Consider the following 14,974-nt stretch of genomic DNA (forward strand, 5'->3'; position numbering starts at 1 on the left):
GTGACAGCAAAGGCAAAATATACCCTGAAACCGGGCGGATTAACAATCAGATATAGCCCAGCTGCCGCCAACGCGCCCGGGTATCGTCGTCTATCCCCAACCGATCCAGGATGGCATCGGTGTGCTGGCCCAGCCCGGGGGCGGGAAAATCTATGCCGCCGGGGGTGGCCGACAGCTTGGGCACGATGCCCGGCACCTGGCAAGGCGTGCCGTCGGGCAGGGACTGATCCAGGATCATCCCGCGCGCCCGGTAGTGCGGGTCGGCCGCGATGTCGGCGATATCGTAAATGCGGCCCGCGGGGATGCGCGCCTGGTTGAGCCGATCCAGGGCTTCGTCCTGGCTGCGCGCCGCCGCCCACTCGCCGATGGCCGCGTCGATGCGGGCGACCTGGGCGACCCGGCCGGCGTTATGGGCCAGCGCGGGATCGTTGCCCAGGTCGTCGCGGCCGATGGCCTGCATCAGGCGCCGGAAGATACTGTCGCCATTGCCCGCAATCAGCACATAACCGTCCCGGCAGGCATAGGCGTTGCTGGGGGCTATGCCCGGCAGGCTGCTGCCCGCGGGCTGGCGCACGGCATCGAACACGGCGTATTCGGGCAGCAGGCTTTCCATCATGTTGAAGACGGATTCGTACAGCGCCACGTCGATCATCTGGCCTGCGCCGTCGCGATCCCGCGCGCGCAGGGCCAGCAGAACCCCGATGACGCCGTGCAGGGCCGACAGCGAATCCCCGATGGACACGCCCACCCGCACCGGCGTGCGGCCCGGTTCGCCGCTGAGATGGCGCAGGCCGCCCATCGCCTCGGCCACCACGCCGAACCCCGGCCGGTCACGATAGGGGCCGGTCTGGCCATAGCCCGAAACCCGCAGCATGACCAGGCGCGGATTGACGGCCCGCAGATCGTCCCAGCCCAGACCCCAGGATTCGAGCGTGCCGGGCTTGAAGTTTTCGACGACCACATCGCATTCGGCCACCAGGCGGCGCACGACGGCCTGGATTTCCGCCTGGCGCAAATCCAGCGTGAGGGATTTTTTATTGCGCGACTGCACCTGCCACCAGACGGACGTGCCCTGATGCAGCAGACGCCAGTTGCGCAAGGGGTCGCCCTGCCCGGGGGGCTCGATCTTGATGACGTCGGCGCCGAACTCGCCCAGGATCTTGGTGGCGAAGGGGCCGGCAATCAATTGGCCCATTTCGAGCACGCGAATGCCGGCCAGCGGTTTTTCCCGCACGGTTTCATGCACCCCAATATTCTTTTCCATGGCAATTTTCCGCAAGCGATCAGGCCATTATGGCATACCGAAAAACCGCTCAAGCCTTGCCCGGCAGCAAGAGCACAGGCCGGCGCAGCACGGTATTTTCCTGCGCCCCGGGGTCCCGCGGCGGGTCTTGCAGCTGAAAAGCGGACACCAGGGTCGCCAACTGTTCGGCATCGCTGTGCAGCGACTGCGTCGTGTCGGCGGCATCCTGCATCAACGCCGCATTTTGCTGAACCACCTGATCCATTTGCGTAACAGCCAGCGTGACTTCATCCAGCCCTTTGCGCTGTTCTTCGCCGGCGGAGCGGATTTCAGCGATGGCCGTCCGGGTTTTCAGCACGTTGGCGGTCAAGGCTTCCAGGCTTTGGCCCGCCTGGCGCACAAGCCCCCCGCCGGTCTGGACGCCGGTGACGGATTCGGTGATGAGGTCTTTGATCTCGCGGGATGCCGCCGCGCTGCGCTGGGCCAGCGCCCGCACCTCGCCGGCCACCACGGCAAAACCGCGCCCCTGCTCTCCCGCCCGCGCCGCTTCGACCGCCGCGTTCAGCGCAAGAATATTCGTCTGGAAAGAAATGCCGTCGATGACGTTGATGATTTCGGCGACCTTTTGCGAGGAATGCTCAATGTCGCCCATGACCTGAACGACCTGCTGCATCGTCGCGCTGTTTTCCCCCGCCGCCGCGGCGGCTTGCTCGGCCATGTCATCGGCCACATGGATGCTGTCGGTATTCTGGTGCACCGTGGATTTCAGCTCCTCCATGGCGGCGGCGCTTTGTTCCAGGGCGGCCGCCTGCTCGGTGGTGCTTCCAGACAAGGTCTGGTGGGCCTCGTTCAGTTGCGCCGCCGCCTGCGACACAGAATGGCTGCTTCGGCGCACACCGTCGAGAATACCGGACAATTTATCGACGAAGCGATTGAACGCCTTGGCAATGTCCGTGATTTCGTCACGGCCGTCTTCCGCCAGGCGGCGGGTCAGGTCGCCATCGCCTTCGGCAATCTCGCTCAAGGCCAGCCGCGTCGCATCCAGCCTGCCGATGATTTTTCTGATCCCCACCCAGGCCAGCGCCAAAGCTGCGACCAGCAAAGGCAACAGGAAAACCAGGATATCGGCCATCATGGCGCGGGCGATGGCCGTGTATCGGCCCAGGGGCGTCACGATGCCGATGACCCAGCCCGTATCGGGCATCACAAACAGGCTGGCGCGGGCCGCAGTGCCCAATTGCCGGTCTTCCGGCAGGTCGACGCTGAATTGGCGCGCCTGGGCCGGGTTGGCCAAGCCGGCGGCAAGCGGCTGCAGCCAGGCTTGTTGGCCGACCAGTTCTTTCAGGCTCAGGGCGGATTCCTTGGCCGTCAGACCAGGAAAATACAGCACCTGCCCCTGATGATCCAGGGCAAACGCATAGCCCCCGGTGCTGGTGCCGTTCTTTTCCAGAAAACTGGCGAAACTATCCAGAGTCATGTCCGTGGTCACCACCCCGGCAAACCCCTGCCCGGACTGGTACGGCACACTGCAGGTCACCATCAAGGCGCCGGACACCGGGTCGCGGTAGGCTTCGGACCAGACACAGGCATTGCCCGGCTTGCCGCGCGCACTGACGTACCAGCCTTCATCGTGATACCCCGGCCCCGAGGCGGCATTGTATTCGTCGGTATATTCGAGTTTCCCCTGGGCATTGCGCGCCCAGAAGAAACTGTGCCGCTGGACGCCGGGCGCGAATTGGTTCGGCTCGGGCCAGATGCCGCCCCCCACCAGCGCCGCATTGCCCTGGTCGTCAATCAGGCCCGGGGCGACCTGCCGATAAAGCGCTGCGTCATGCGGCAGGGCTTCCGCCAAGCGGGCCAGGCTCACGGTGACCCCCTGAATCCTGGCCAATTGCGTGGCCAGCTGGCGCGCAATGGCCTGCCCGGTTTGTTCGATCAGGGCCGAACTGGACTGCACCACCTGCGGCTGGCCCCGCCAATACAGGGTGCCCATGACGACACCAACCACCAACAACAGCAAAACCACGATACCGCCGAATATTTTCCCGGAAAGCCGGGACGGGTACAGACTGGAGAGCATATTGGATGTCCTGGAATGAAGATAAAACCACCGCGCCTGACTGCTTGGGGCGGCCGATCAAACCAGCACTCTAATGCATAGACAATCCGGTCAATTGCCCGATCAACCCACTTTATGTCCTTGTTTCACCTTACCCAAAAGGCGCGCCGCGCCAAAATCACCCGCGCGCCGACAGCGCCCGGCCACAGGCCACCCCGGACGCCCAGGCCCACTGGAAGTTGTAGCCGCCCAGCCAGCCGGTGACATCCACGGCTTCGCCAATCACATACAAGCCCGGGCAACGATGCGCCTGCAGGCTGCGCTGATCCAGCTCGTCCGTGTCCACCCCGCCGCGCATGACCTCGGCCTTTTTGTAACCCGCCGTGCCCGATGGCGTCAGCGTCCATTGATGAATATCGGCCGCCAGGGCCTGCAGGCGGCGATCCGCCTGGTCGGCCAGGCGCAGGCCGGCCCGATCGGCCAGCCAGACCTCGGCCAGCCGCCGGGGCCAGTGGGCCGCCAGCGCCGCCAGCAAGGTCTGACGGCTGCCGGACTTGGCGGCCACCAGTTGCTCGGCCAGGGCCTGTCCGGGGGCCAGATCGATCTGGATGGGGCTGCCCGGCTGCCAGTAGCTGGAAATCTGCAAAATCCCGGGGCCCGACAAGCCTCGGTGGGTGAACAGCAAATCCTCATGAAATTGAACCAGCCCCGGCCCCCGGCGCTTGCGCCCCGTGCGCCCGGGCTTGCCGCGCCCAGCCGGTGGAGGCGGTTCGGGTGCCTGGCCGCCGGACACGGCAGCCGGGGCCGCATCCGGCGGCGCGGAAAAAGACAGACACACGGGCAAGGCCACGCCCGACAGCGCGGCATACGGCTGCCACAGCGCGGCATCGAAGGTCAGGGGCACCAGCGCCGGGCGCGGTTCGATAATGCGCAGGCCAAACTGGCGGGCCACACGCAGGCTGAAATCGGTCGCCCCCAGCTGCGGGATGGCCATACCTCCCGTCGCCAGCACGACTTGGGCCGCCCGAATGGCCCCGGCATCGGTGGACAGCGTAAAGCCGTGCGATTCACGCGCGACCGCGTGCACCTGGCACGGCATGCGCCAGGCCACCCGCCCCGCGTCACATTCGCGGCGCAGGACGTCGATGATGGCTTCGCTGGAATCGTCGCAAAACAGCTGGCCCCGGTGTTTTTCGTGCCAGGCCACGCCATGCCGGCGCAGCAAAGCCAGAAAATCCTGCGGGCCATAGCCCCGCAGGGCAGACCGGCAGAAATCCGGGTTGCGCGACAAGAACTGGGCGGGGCTGGCGCCCAGATTGGTGAAGTTGCAGCGCCCCCCACCCGAAATACGGATTTTTTCAGCCAGCCGCCGGGCATGGTCGATGAGCACCACGCGCAGGCCGCGCTGGCCGGCCACGGCGGCGGCCATCATGCCCGCCGCCCCCGCGCCGATGACGGCCACATCAAAATCAGCCATGGCCCGTCCCGATCATGCGCCGCCCCGGCACCGAACGGTGGCCGGCAGCACCTCGACCGCCGCGATCCCGCCAGGGCGGGCAGCGCCCGGCGCACCCGCCCGCCCGCGGCGGCCCGGCCCGCCGCGAAGCATCCCGCCCGGCCTCACGGCTTCTCGCGGATGCAATCCACATAATATTGGCGCTGGCCGTGGTCGTCGGCCTCGTAGGCCAGGCCATGCACATCAGTCTCGAACCCGGGGAACTGCTGGTTGAATTCCTGTGTGAAGGCCAGGTAATCGACGATATCGCGGTTGAAGCGCTCACCGGGAATCAGCAAGGGGATGCCGGGCGGATACGGGGTCAACAGCACCCCCGTGACCCGGCCTTCCAGTTGATCGACCGGCACGCGCTCGACTTCGCGGTGGGCCATGCGGGCGTAGGCATCGGCGGGCCGCATGGCGGGCACCATGTCGCTGAGATACACCCGCGTGGTCAGGCGGGCAAAGTCATAGTGGCGATAGGCCTCGTGAATTTCCTGGCAAAGGTCGCGCAAGCCCATGCCTTCGTAGCGCTTGTGCGTCCGGCTGAATTCGGGCAGCACCCGCCACAGCGGCTGGTTGCGGTCGTAGTCGTCCTTGAACTGCTGCAGGGCCGTCAGCAGCGTGTTCCAGCGCCCCTTGGTGATGCCGATGGTAAACAGGATGAAAAAGGAATACAGGCCGGTTTTCTCGACCACCACGCCGTGCTCGACCAGATAGCGCGACACCAGGGCGGCGGGGATGCCGGTCTCGGCGAACGTGCCGGAGATGTCCAGGCCCGGCGTCACCACCGTGGCCTTGATCGGGTCCAGCATATTGAAGCCTTCGGCCAGGTCGCCAAAGCCGTGCCATTCATCGCCCGAGGCCAGCAGCCAGTCGTCGCGGTTGCCGATGCCTTCGGCCACCAGGCGGTTGGGCCCCCAGACCTTGAACCACCAGTCGTTCTTGCCGAACTCGGATTCGACCTTGCGCATGGCGCGGCGGAAATCCATGGCCTCGCGGATGGATTCCTCGACCAGGGCAGTGCCGCCGGGAGGTTCCATCATGGCGGCGGCCACGTCGCAGGACGCAATGATGGCGTACTGCGGCGAGGTGGACGTGTGCATCAAGAACGCTTCGTTGAAGATGTTGCGATCCAGCTTGCGGGCCTCGGAATCCTGCACCACGATCTGCGATGCCTGCGACAGCCCGGCCAGCAGCTTGTGCGTGGAATGGGTGGCGTAGATCATGGTGTCGCGGCTGCGGGGCCGGTTGGGGCCGATGGCGTGCATGTCTTCGTAGAATTCATGAAAAGCCGCATGCGGCAGCCAGGCTTCGTCGAAGTGCAGGGTGTCGATTTCGGAGCCCAGCTTTTCCTTGATCATCTCGACGTTGTAGATGACGCCATCGTAGGTGCTTTGCGTCAGGGTCAGGATGCGCGGACGCGGGTTGGCGGCTTCGCGGGCAAAGGGGTTGGCCTCGATTTTTTTGCGGATGTTCTCGGGATCGAATTCTTCGAGCGGAATCGGCCCGATGATGCCCAGGTGATTGCGCGTGGGGCGCAGGAACACCGGAATGGCCCCCGTCATGGTGATGGCGTGCAGAATGGATTTATGACAGTTGCGGTCCACCACCACCACATCGCCCGCCGCCACGTTGGCGTGCCAGACGATCTTATTGGACGTGGAGGTGCCGTTGGTCACGAAAAAACAGTGATCCGCGTGGAAGATGCGGGCGGCATTGCGTTCGGATTCGGCCACCGGGCCGGTATGGTCCAGCAACTGGCCCAGTTCGTCCACCGCATTGCAGACATCGGCGCGCAGCATGTTCTCGCCAAAGAATTGGTGGAACATCTGCCCGACGGGGCTTTTCAGAAAAGCCACGCCGCCCGAGTGCCCCGGACAGTGCCAGGAGTACGACCCGTCGGACGCGTAGTCCAGCAGTTCGCGGAAAAACGGCGGTGCCAGGCTGTCCAGGTAGGCGCGGGCCTCGCGGATGATATGGCGGGCGACGAATTCCGGCGTGTCCTCGAACATGTGGATGAAGCCGTGCAGCTCGCGCAGGATGTCGTTGGGGATATGCTGCGAGGTGCGGGTTTCGCCATACAGGTAGATCGGGATGTCTTCGTTGCGAAAACGCAATTCGCCAATGAAGGCGCGCAGGTTCTTGATGGCGTTGGCCACGTCCTCGGGGGAATCCTCGTCGAATTCCTCGTCGTCGATGGACAGGATGAAGGCGCTGGCGCGGCTTTGCTGCTGCGCAAACGAGCTGAGATCCCCGTAGCTGGTCACACCCAGGACCTCGACGCCCTCGGCCTCGATGGCGGCGGCCAAGGCCCGGATGCCAAAACCCGAGGCATTCTCGGAGCGATAGTCTTCGTCAATGATGACGATAGGAAAACGAAATTTCATGGCGATCACCGTCGCGGCTGCCTGTGCAGTCCGCCGTCTTCGGCAGGCATCCTGAAGCCTGGCCGCAAAATTGTGTGTCTGTGTTCAGGACACGCGAGTCCCATTTGGCCGAGTCAGCGTCCTTGGATGCGCATCGGCCGGCCAGGATGCTAGGTACGGGGCAGGGTCACCCCCTGCTGGCCCTGGTATTTGCCACCCCGGTCGGCGTAGGAGGTTTCGCAGATTTCATCGCTTTCGAAAAACAGCATCTGGGCGCAGCCTTCGCCCGCGTAGATTTTGGCGGGCAAGGGGGTGGTGTTGGAAAACTCCAGCGTGACATGGCCTTCCCATTCGGGTTCCAGCGGCGTGACGTTCACAATGATGCCACAGCGGGCATAGGTACTTTTGCCCAGACAGATCGTCAGCACCGACCGGGGAATGCGGAAATATTCGACCGTGCGCGCCAAGGCAAAGGAATTGGGCGGGATGATGCAGACATCGCCGACAAAGTCCACAAACGACCCCGCATCGAAAGCCTTGGGGTCTACAACAGACGAGTTGATGTTGGTGAAAATCTTGAATTCGCGTGCGCAGCGCACATCGTAGCCATAGCTGCTGGTGCCATAGCTGACAATTTTCTGCCCATCCACCGCGCGCACCTGGCCAGCCTCGAAGGGCTGTATCATGCCGAATTCCTGTGCCTGACGGCGAATCCAGCGGTCGTTCTTGATGCTCATGGCCATCCTTGGTTCGTGATTGCCGTATTTTAGAAGAAATCGCCGCAGCGTCGATGCCCGGACCCGGCGCGGCGGCGTGCTGGCCCCGCCCGGGCCTAATCCATGGAGATCCAGCGGTATACCAGCGCCAGCCCGCTGACGGTGCCCGCCGTCATCTCGGCCCGCAGGCCGCGCATCAGGCGATAACTGACCCGGGCCACCGTGCCTGTCTGGGCCAGGGCCTGCTCCAGGCTCAGTTTGATGTCCTTGCCGAGGGTCTTGCTGGCCATCACGAAGCGCTGTTCGATGGGGCTGACCCCGCTGTCCAGGCCGCTTACCACGCTTTGCACCGGCAAGATACTGCCGGTGCTGCCCAATTCGCCGGACCGGATGCTGAGTTCATCCAGCCCGAAGCGCTTGTAAAAGGGCTCGCCGCCGGACAGGAACGAGCTGCCTACGGAAAACAGCAGGGACATGTCCCCGCCCCCTTCGTCCGGGCCGTGGCCCAGCAGCAGCCAGGTGAGTTTTTCGGTCTCGCTGACTTCGGGGATGGACACCAGATCAATGCGCGGGCGTCGCGCCGTGCCCGCCACCTGCACACCGGCCTGTACCGCCACATTGGTGCGCAGGGCCTGGATGTCCAGTACCGGATTCATGATGTCGCCCTGGAACGTGATGGTGCCGCGGCGCAGCTGCAAATGCTGGCCATAGGCGTCGATGGCCCCGCCCCGGGTGCGCAAAGCCCCCAGGGCCGAGAGCTTGCCATCGTGCAGACGCAGATCCAGATTGCCCACCAGACCGGAATCCAGGCCATAGCCCGTGATGTAGAAGCGGGGGCCGAGATCGACGGACAGGTCGGCGTCCATATCCAGGGGCGGGGAGGATTCGACAGCCTGTTTTTCGCCGGGCTTCAGCACCACCACATCGCTGTCCAGCGCGGGGATGTTGTTCAGCATGTCCAGGTCGAACCAGCCCGCGTCGGCCACGATCCGGCCCGTCAGGCCCACGCGCGGCAAGGCTGCCGACACCCGCAGGTCGCCGCTGATCATGGCGTAGCGGTCGGCTCGCTGCAAAATCGGATAACGATGAAACACGATCTCCGCCTGGCCATCGCCGGCGCCGAGATCCCAGCGCCCTTTCAGATCCAGGTCGCCGTCCTGGGCGTCGGGATCTTCCGCGATCCAGGTGGCGGTCCGCCATTCCTTGGGCGTCACGCGCCGGGTGGCCGGAAATTTCAGGTGGTCCAGGATCAGGGCGGTTTCATCGAAATGCGCCTGCAGCGTGCCGTCCAACAGCCGCACGCCCTGGTCGACCAGCATGAAACGCAGGGCCTCGCCCCGCACCGGGCCACTGAGCAGCCACTGGCCATCGGGGCGGCTGCGCCCCTGGACATCGGCATGCACGGTGCCGCCGATCTCCATCTCCCCGTCCAGCAGCAGGTTGATCCAGGCCAGATCGTCGGATTCGGCCACCAGATGCACACGTTTTTCATCCTGGTCCCGGATGCCCGGCACGCCCTCGGGCGACACATGCACCGGGGACTGGGCCTGCAGCCGCAGGCGGCCCATTTTGCGCGTGTCCACCCGCGCATCCAGCCGGGCCTGGCTGAGGGTGTCGTTCACGGGCTGCAGGTGCAAGTCGAGCTGCGTGGCCTCCAGGCCCAATTCGATGGGCACATCGCCGGGGACGGTCAGGTCCCCGTCCAGGCGCCGCAGGCGGATGTCGCCACCCAGCGCCGGGTCGCGGCGCAACCGCCAATCCAGGGCCAGGGCCAGGCGGCTGTCGCGCGCCTGGGCCGACAGCAGGGTATGCACCCCGCCGGCCTGCGCGCGCTCATCCGGGGCGGCCCCCAGCCGGCCCAGCCAGGCCTGGACGGCTTCGATACGCCCGGGCGTGATCACCAGCGGGTCGATGCGCCCCTGGGTATCCCAACGGCCGGCCTGGCCGCTGGACATCTCGTGGCGCACCTGCAGCAAAGGCTGGCCGTCGAGCTGCAGGTCCAGCACCCCCCGGCCCACGCGCCAGGCGCCATCGGCGGCCAGCTGCACAGGCCAAGGGCCCTGGGCATCCAGGCGCATCCCGGCATGCCGCACCAGCAGGCGGCGCACGCCGCCTTGCCAGCCGCGCTCGGCGGACCAGCCGCCGTCCAGCGCCAGATCCACATCGACGGGGGCCTGCCCGGGCTGCGCGGCCTGGGCGCCCGCAGGGGCATACTGACCCTGCAGCTTGATCTGCTGGCCGGCCAGGGCGCCTTGCACATCCAGGGAAAGCCGCCCGCCGCCCGGCAGGCCGGGCCACAAGGCGTCCAATGCCGGCGCGATGGCCTGCAAGGCCAATTGCGTCCGGTCCACCGACACATCGCCCTCCAGATGCAGCTGATTGCGGCCGGCGTCCACCGCCAGCCGCAACCCCCGCACCCGCACCGCCTGCCAATCGGCCAGCGGATCGTTTTCATCCAGCAAAGGCCCTTGAGCGCGCGCGGCCTGCGCCAGGCTGATCTGTCCGGCCAGCGGCTGCCCATTCCAGCGGCTGGCCGGGTGGATATCCAGCTGCAGGCCCAGGCTCTGAAGATGGTGATCCGGGGTGAGGTGGGCCTGCAGCCGGCCTTGCAGGTCCAGAATGGTCGTCCCCAGGCCACGCGACGCCAGCCACGGGCCCAGATCCAGGCGCTGCAACGCCCAATCGGCCTGCACGGGACGCAGGCCATCCGCCCCCGGCGCGCCGGGCTGCACCTGCAGAGTCAGGCCCGCCTGGCCGGGCAGCGTCAGGTCCAGCGACGTCCGGCCCAGGGGAAACGCCTGGGCGGGCAGAATCTGCGCATCCACCCGCAGCGACATGCCTTCGCCCTGCCCCTGGGCTTGCAATTGAAAGGACTGCAGCGTGCCGGCCAGACGCACGTCCAGATCGACGCGGCAGGGCGTCGCGGCGGGAACCGGAGCGGCAGTGTCCGGGGCCGACAGCGCGGCCCACTGCTGGCGCAGGCACACCGGCGACTGCGGGCTGCGATCCTGGGCGGTCCCATGCAGGTTCAGCTCGAAGGGCCACGGCGCCGCCAAGCCCCGCAAGGCCAGATTGCCATTCAGGGTCAGCAGGGCCTGATCGTGGACCATGCGCAGCTGGTCCAGGGCGATCGTCGCCGTCCGGGCGTCCAGCGTCAGGGCGGTCGATACCGAAAGCACCTCGACCGGCAGCCGGGCCGCTCCGTGCAATCCCAGCCCCCCCAAGGACAGGCGGTCCACCCGCAACCCCAGAGGCAGAGCGGGCATCTGGAAAGCGTCCTCGGACGGGGGTTCGGGCGCGGCGGGCCGCATCGTCACATCCAGACGCACGGCGGACAGATCGTTGATGTGCAGGCGGCGATCCAGGAGTTCGGGCCACAGGGCCTTGAGGTGCAGGCCCACAAGGCGCACGTCCATATCGGGCAAGGCGAGCGACAGGCCCTGGACGTACAGCCCGCGCCGGATGGAGCCGCTGACCCCCTGCACCTGGCCATCGAACTGGGCGGCCACCGTGTGCAGCAGCCAGCGCGTGCCCGCCGTGCTGGAGACGCACCACCATAAAAACCCCAATGCCAGCGCCAAGGCCAGCACCAAGGGGGGCAAGCCCCACAGCGCCAGGAAACGCAGGCCGCGGCCTGCTCGTCCCAGCCAGGACAAGCGTGCCGTCAAAACGCAATCCCCATGGAAAACTGCAGACGCAGGCGACGGTCTTTCTGGGCCCAGGCGACATCCACGTTGAACGGCCCCGCCGGAGTGCGCACGGCCAGCCCCAGCCCATAGCCCAGATGCCAATCGAACTGTCCGAACGAGGGCGCGGCATCACCGGCATCCATAAACACATTGCCCCCCAGCATTTCGGTGAAGTAATGCGTATATTCTAGACTGACCACGCCCAGCACCGGCGCCCCCACCACGGCATCGCCCCGCTGCAAACCGATGCTTTGGTAGCGGTAGCCGCGGATGCTGCGCGACCCCCCGGTGCGCCAGGAAAAATCCTGCGGCAGGCGGTCGGTCCGGGACCAGACCTTGCCGACTTCGCCCCGCAGAGTCAGCACATCCCACTCGCCAATGGGCCACCACTGCTGGGCGCGCAGGCTGGCGCGGTAAAAGGGCCGGCCATCATCCAGGGTCGTGCCCAAGCCCACGCCGAATTCAACCAGATTGCCTTCACGCGGATCGTATTTGGCATCGACATCGCGGCGCAGCCACTGCCAGGTGGCCGCCCAGGTAGGGACTTCGTAGCGCCCGCCGCCGTCGATGCGATTTTTGTCATAGGCCACCAACAGGCCCAGGGCGGTTTCATATTCCACACGGCTGTCGCCGGCGGCCTTGCGCTGCTGGAAGCGTTTCCATCCCAGTGCGGCGCGGCTGGTTTCCTGGCCCTCGATATCCGAATGGTCATACAGCAGTCCGAAGCTGTCGCGGTAATCATCTACGGAAGGCGGCAGGTGCACATCGAAAAACGCCCGCTGGCGCTTGGTATCCACCCCGGCCCCGGTTTCAATCCAGACAGGCAGATCCCAGATCACATTTTGCCGGTACAGGCCCTCGACCCGCACCCCATGGTCGCTGTCGGCCCCCAGCGACGCGCTGGCGTACCGCGCCGGCGCTTCGGTGACCTGGACCTGGATCGGCAGGGTGACGGGCGCATGCCCGGCCACCGCCTGGGGCGATACCGCATCGGCGTCGGCCAGCGTGACAAAAGCGCCCCGGAAAAATGTGGTCGACTGCAAGGACTGCTGCCAGTTTTCCAGCAAACCCTGGTCATAAGGGTCGCCCGGCTGATAGCGGACATAGCGCCGGATCAGGGATTCGGGCACGCGTTTCAAGCCAATGACCCGCAGTTCGCCGAATCGCACCGGCGGCCCGCTGTCCACGGTCACGGACAGATCCGCCCGGGCGGTCTGCGGATCGACGATCGCCTGTGTCGGGTGCAGCCGGGCGAAATAAAAATCCCGCTGGTTCACGGCATCCAGAAGATCGGCCTTGGCGGTGGACCAGTCGTCATTGATGAAGGGCATGGGGGGCTTGAGCAGCCAGCTGTCGCGCAGCGCCTGCCGCCGGTCGGCATAGGGCGGCGTGTTCAAGGCCCCGTTGAAGGACAGCCCCAGCTGCCGCACCCGCGCCCGCTCGCCGGGGTCGATGGTGATGTCCCAGTATTCGCCCCCATCGGGCGCGCCCGGGGTGACATCCAGGTCGACCTGGGCGGCAAAATAGCCTTGCGTCCGCAGGGCCGCCTGCACGGCGTCCCAGGCGCGGCGGCGCAGGCGCGAGACTTCGCGCACGTCCTGGTCCTCGACCAGGCGCGTGATGGCCCCCACGGCTTCTGTAATGGATTGCAACACTTTGGGGGGCGCCCCGCCGGGGTCGATGATGACCTGAGGGGCCGCCGCCCGGGCGGGGTGCATCCACAGCAGAACCAGCAGCGCCGCCCCGCACAGCCCGCAACGCAAACGGGGGTCGGCCCATGAGCCGCCCCCGAAACAGCGCTGGCCCCACCCCGACCGCATCAAGTGCCGCGTGCCACGACCCGTGGCCGAGTACCCGAATCATCCAGCGGCTGGCCCGCCACATGGATCGCCAACTGGCGGGCAATCTGGTGATACAGCCCGGCGGCCTGGCCGTCGGGCGCAGCCACCACGCTGGGCCGGCCGGAATCGGTTTGTTCACGGATATCCAGCTGCAGAGGCAGCCCCCCCAGCCAGGGCAAGTGGTAGGCGGCCGCCAGTTGGCGGCCGCCATCCTGGCCAAAAATGGCTTCGGTGTGCCCGCAGTTGGAGCACACATGCATCGACATGTTTTCGACAATACCCAGCACCGGGACATCCACCTTCTGGAACATGATCAGGCCCTTGCGGGCATCGGCCAAGGCGAGATCCTGGGGCGTGGTGACGATGACCGCCCCCGTCAGCGGGACCTTTTGCGCCATGGTCAGGGCAATATCGCCGGTTCCGGGCGGCATGTCCACGATTAAGTAATCCAAATTGTCCCATTTGGTAAGCGACAGCAACTGCGTCAATGCCTGGGTGACCATGGGCCCGCGCCAGATGGCCGGACCGTCGTCGTCCATCAAGAAACCGATGGAATTGGCCTGCAGGCCGTGGCCGACCATGGGCTCCATGCTCTTGCCGTCGACGCTTTTGGGCTTGCCGGACAGGCCCAGCATGATGGGCACGCTGGGGCCGTAGATGTCGGCATCCAGCAAGCCCACCCGCGCCCCTTGGGCATGCAGGGCCAGAGCCAGGTTGACCGATGTGGTGCTTTTGCCCACCCCGCCCTTGCCCGAGGCCACGGCGATGATGTTGCGCACGGAATCCAGGGGGCGCAGGCCGCGCTGCACGGCGTGGGTGGCGATCCGGGATTGGAAATCCAGCGCGCCCAGCGGCACCTGGGCGGCGGCCAGGGCGGATTCGATCACCTGGCGCAAGGCGGCTTCGCCATTGAATATGGGATAGCCCAGGGTTACAGTGATATCGAAGACTGCGCCCGCTGCGGTAATTTGCAGTTCGGGTTCGGTCACCGCCAGTGTCTTGCGGGTATCCGGGTTGATCACCCGCGACAAGGCCGCGCGGATGTCCTGGGGGGTCGTGCTCATGAAATATCCAGCCGAAAAACATCGAAACCACAAGCATAGCGGATTCCCCTGGAAATCCGCCGATTGACCCCAATATGGACATCAGCACCACGCTGCAACTTTTTTCGGCCCCAGCGGTCCCATCATTATGAAAATCATCCAGCAAGCCCTGCGCGCCGCCCTGTTTTTGATCCTGGCCTTTTTCGGCCTGATCATGGCCCTGGTGTTCATGGCCTCCACCCTGTTGGCCATCGGCGTCCTGTACATCGTGGCGCGCCTGCAGGGCCGCCCCTTTGGCGTCAAGGCCTACTGGGCCGAACGCCGCCGCCCGCCCATGCCGTCGCAGCCGGGTGTCTGGGCCAAGCCGGCCCAGCACAAGCCGCAGGACGTCACCGATATTGAAATGCGGGAAATTCCCTGAACAGGAAGGCCGCATCGTTGTTGCCGGCTCCGGCGCTCCGCGCGCGTTCATCGCGGCGGACACGGAAACGCCGCGATCCGGCATTTGCCGGCATCGGG

General features: G+C 65.9%; 9 protein-coding genes. 1 reads left to right on the forward strand and 8 read right to left on the reverse strand.

Features of this window, described 5'->3' with window-relative positions; genetic code table 11:
* Positions 1–46: 46 nt before the first annotated feature.
* The 8 genes from ACMHYJ_RS12170 to apbC form a co-directional block, all read right to left on the reverse strand.
* Positions 47–1,264: a CaiB/BaiF CoA transferase family protein gene (locus ACMHYJ_RS12170; protein WP_414246445.1), complete on the reverse strand. Its 1,218-nt coding sequence runs from the start codon at positions 1,262–1,264 to the stop codon at positions 47–49.
* 49 nt (positions 1,265–1,313) lie between these two features.
* Positions 1,314–3,323 (reverse strand): methyl-accepting chemotaxis protein, encoded by a 2,010-nt coding sequence (locus ACMHYJ_RS12175; RefSeq protein ID WP_414246446.1) that lies wholly within the window; start codon positions 3,321–3,323, stop codon positions 1,314–1,316.
* Positions 3,324–3,480: 157 nt separating this feature from the next.
* Positions 3,481–4,779, reverse strand: a complete 1,299-nt coding sequence (locus tag ACMHYJ_RS12180; RefSeq protein ID WP_414246447.1) for an NAD(P)/FAD-dependent oxidoreductase — start codon at positions 4,777–4,779, stop codon at positions 3,481–3,483.
* Between the two features lie 143 nt (positions 4,780–4,922).
* Positions 4,923–7,187 (reverse strand): Orn/Lys/Arg decarboxylase N-terminal domain-containing protein, encoded by a 2,265-nt coding sequence (locus ACMHYJ_RS12185; RefSeq protein WP_414246448.1) that lies wholly within the window; start codon positions 7,185–7,187, stop codon positions 4,923–4,925.
* 149 nt (positions 7,188–7,336) lie between these two features.
* Positions 7,337–7,903, reverse strand: coding sequence for a dCTP deaminase (gene dcd / locus ACMHYJ_RS12190; protein WP_414246449.1), 567 nt, complete (start codon positions 7,901–7,903; stop codon positions 7,337–7,339).
* A 95-nt stretch (positions 7,904–7,998) separates the two neighbouring features.
* A complete protein-coding gene (locus ACMHYJ_RS12195) occupies positions 7,999–11,550 on the reverse strand; it encodes a translocation/assembly module TamB domain-containing protein (protein WP_414246450.1) in 3,552 nt (1,183 codons plus the stop codon).
* Positions 11,547–13,289, reverse strand: a complete 1,743-nt coding sequence (locus ACMHYJ_RS12200) for an autotransporter assembly complex protein TamA (RefSeq protein WP_414246525.1) — start codon at positions 13,287–13,289, stop codon at positions 11,547–11,549. Before ACMHYJ_RS12200 ends, ACMHYJ_RS12195 begins: the two co-directional genes overlap by 4 nt.
* A gap of 101 nt (positions 13,290–13,390) precedes the next feature.
* Complete coding sequence (apbC, locus tag ACMHYJ_RS12205) at positions 13,391–14,476, reverse strand: iron-sulfur cluster carrier protein ApbC (RefSeq protein WP_414246451.1); 1,086 nt, start codon at positions 14,474–14,476, stop codon at positions 13,391–13,393.
* Between the two features lie 127 nt (positions 14,477–14,603).
* Here apbC and ACMHYJ_RS12210 point away from each other — a divergent pair, with 127 nt between their 5' ends.
* Positions 14,604–14,876: a hypothetical protein gene (locus tag ACMHYJ_RS12210; protein WP_414246452.1), complete on the forward strand. Its 273-nt coding sequence runs from the start codon at positions 14,604–14,606 to the stop codon at positions 14,874–14,876.
* Positions 14,877–14,974 lie beyond the last annotated feature (98 nt).

The sequence above is a fragment of the Castellaniella hirudinis genome, from assembly GCF_047468865.1.
Classification (GTDB): domain Bacteria; phylum Pseudomonadota; class Gammaproteobacteria; order Burkholderiales; family Burkholderiaceae_B; genus Castellaniella; species Castellaniella hirudinis_A.

Coding starts and splice junctions, on each gene's coding strand:
- ACMHYJ_RS12170 (WP_414246445.1), bottom strand. CDS start 1,264: ATGGAAAAGAATATTGGGGTGCATGAAACCGTGCGGGAAAAACCGCTG.
- ACMHYJ_RS12175 (WP_414246446.1), bottom strand. CDS start 3,323: ATGCTCTCCAGTCTGTACCCGTCCCGGCTTTCCGGGAAAATATTCGGC.
- ACMHYJ_RS12180 (WP_414246447.1), bottom strand. CDS start 4,779: ATGGCTGATTTTGATGTGGCCGTCATCGGCGCGGGGGCGGCGGGCATG.
- ACMHYJ_RS12185 (WP_414246448.1), bottom strand. CDS start 7,187: ATGAAATTTCGTTTTCCTATCGTCATCATTGACGAAGACTATCGCTCC.
- dcd (WP_414246449.1), bottom strand. CDS start 7,903: ATGAGCATCAAGAACGACCGCTGGATTCGCCGTCAGGCACAGGAATTC.
- ACMHYJ_RS12200 (WP_414246525.1), bottom strand. CDS start 13,289: ATGCACCCCGCCCGGGCGGCGGCCCCTCAGGTCATCATCGACCCCGGC.
- apbC (WP_414246451.1), bottom strand. CDS start 14,476: ATGAGCACGACCCCCCAGGACATCCGCGCGGCCTTGTCGCGGGTGATC.
- ACMHYJ_RS12210 (WP_414246452.1), top strand. CDS start 14,604: ATGAAAATCATCCAGCAAGCCCTGCGCGCCGCCCTGTTTTTGATCCTG.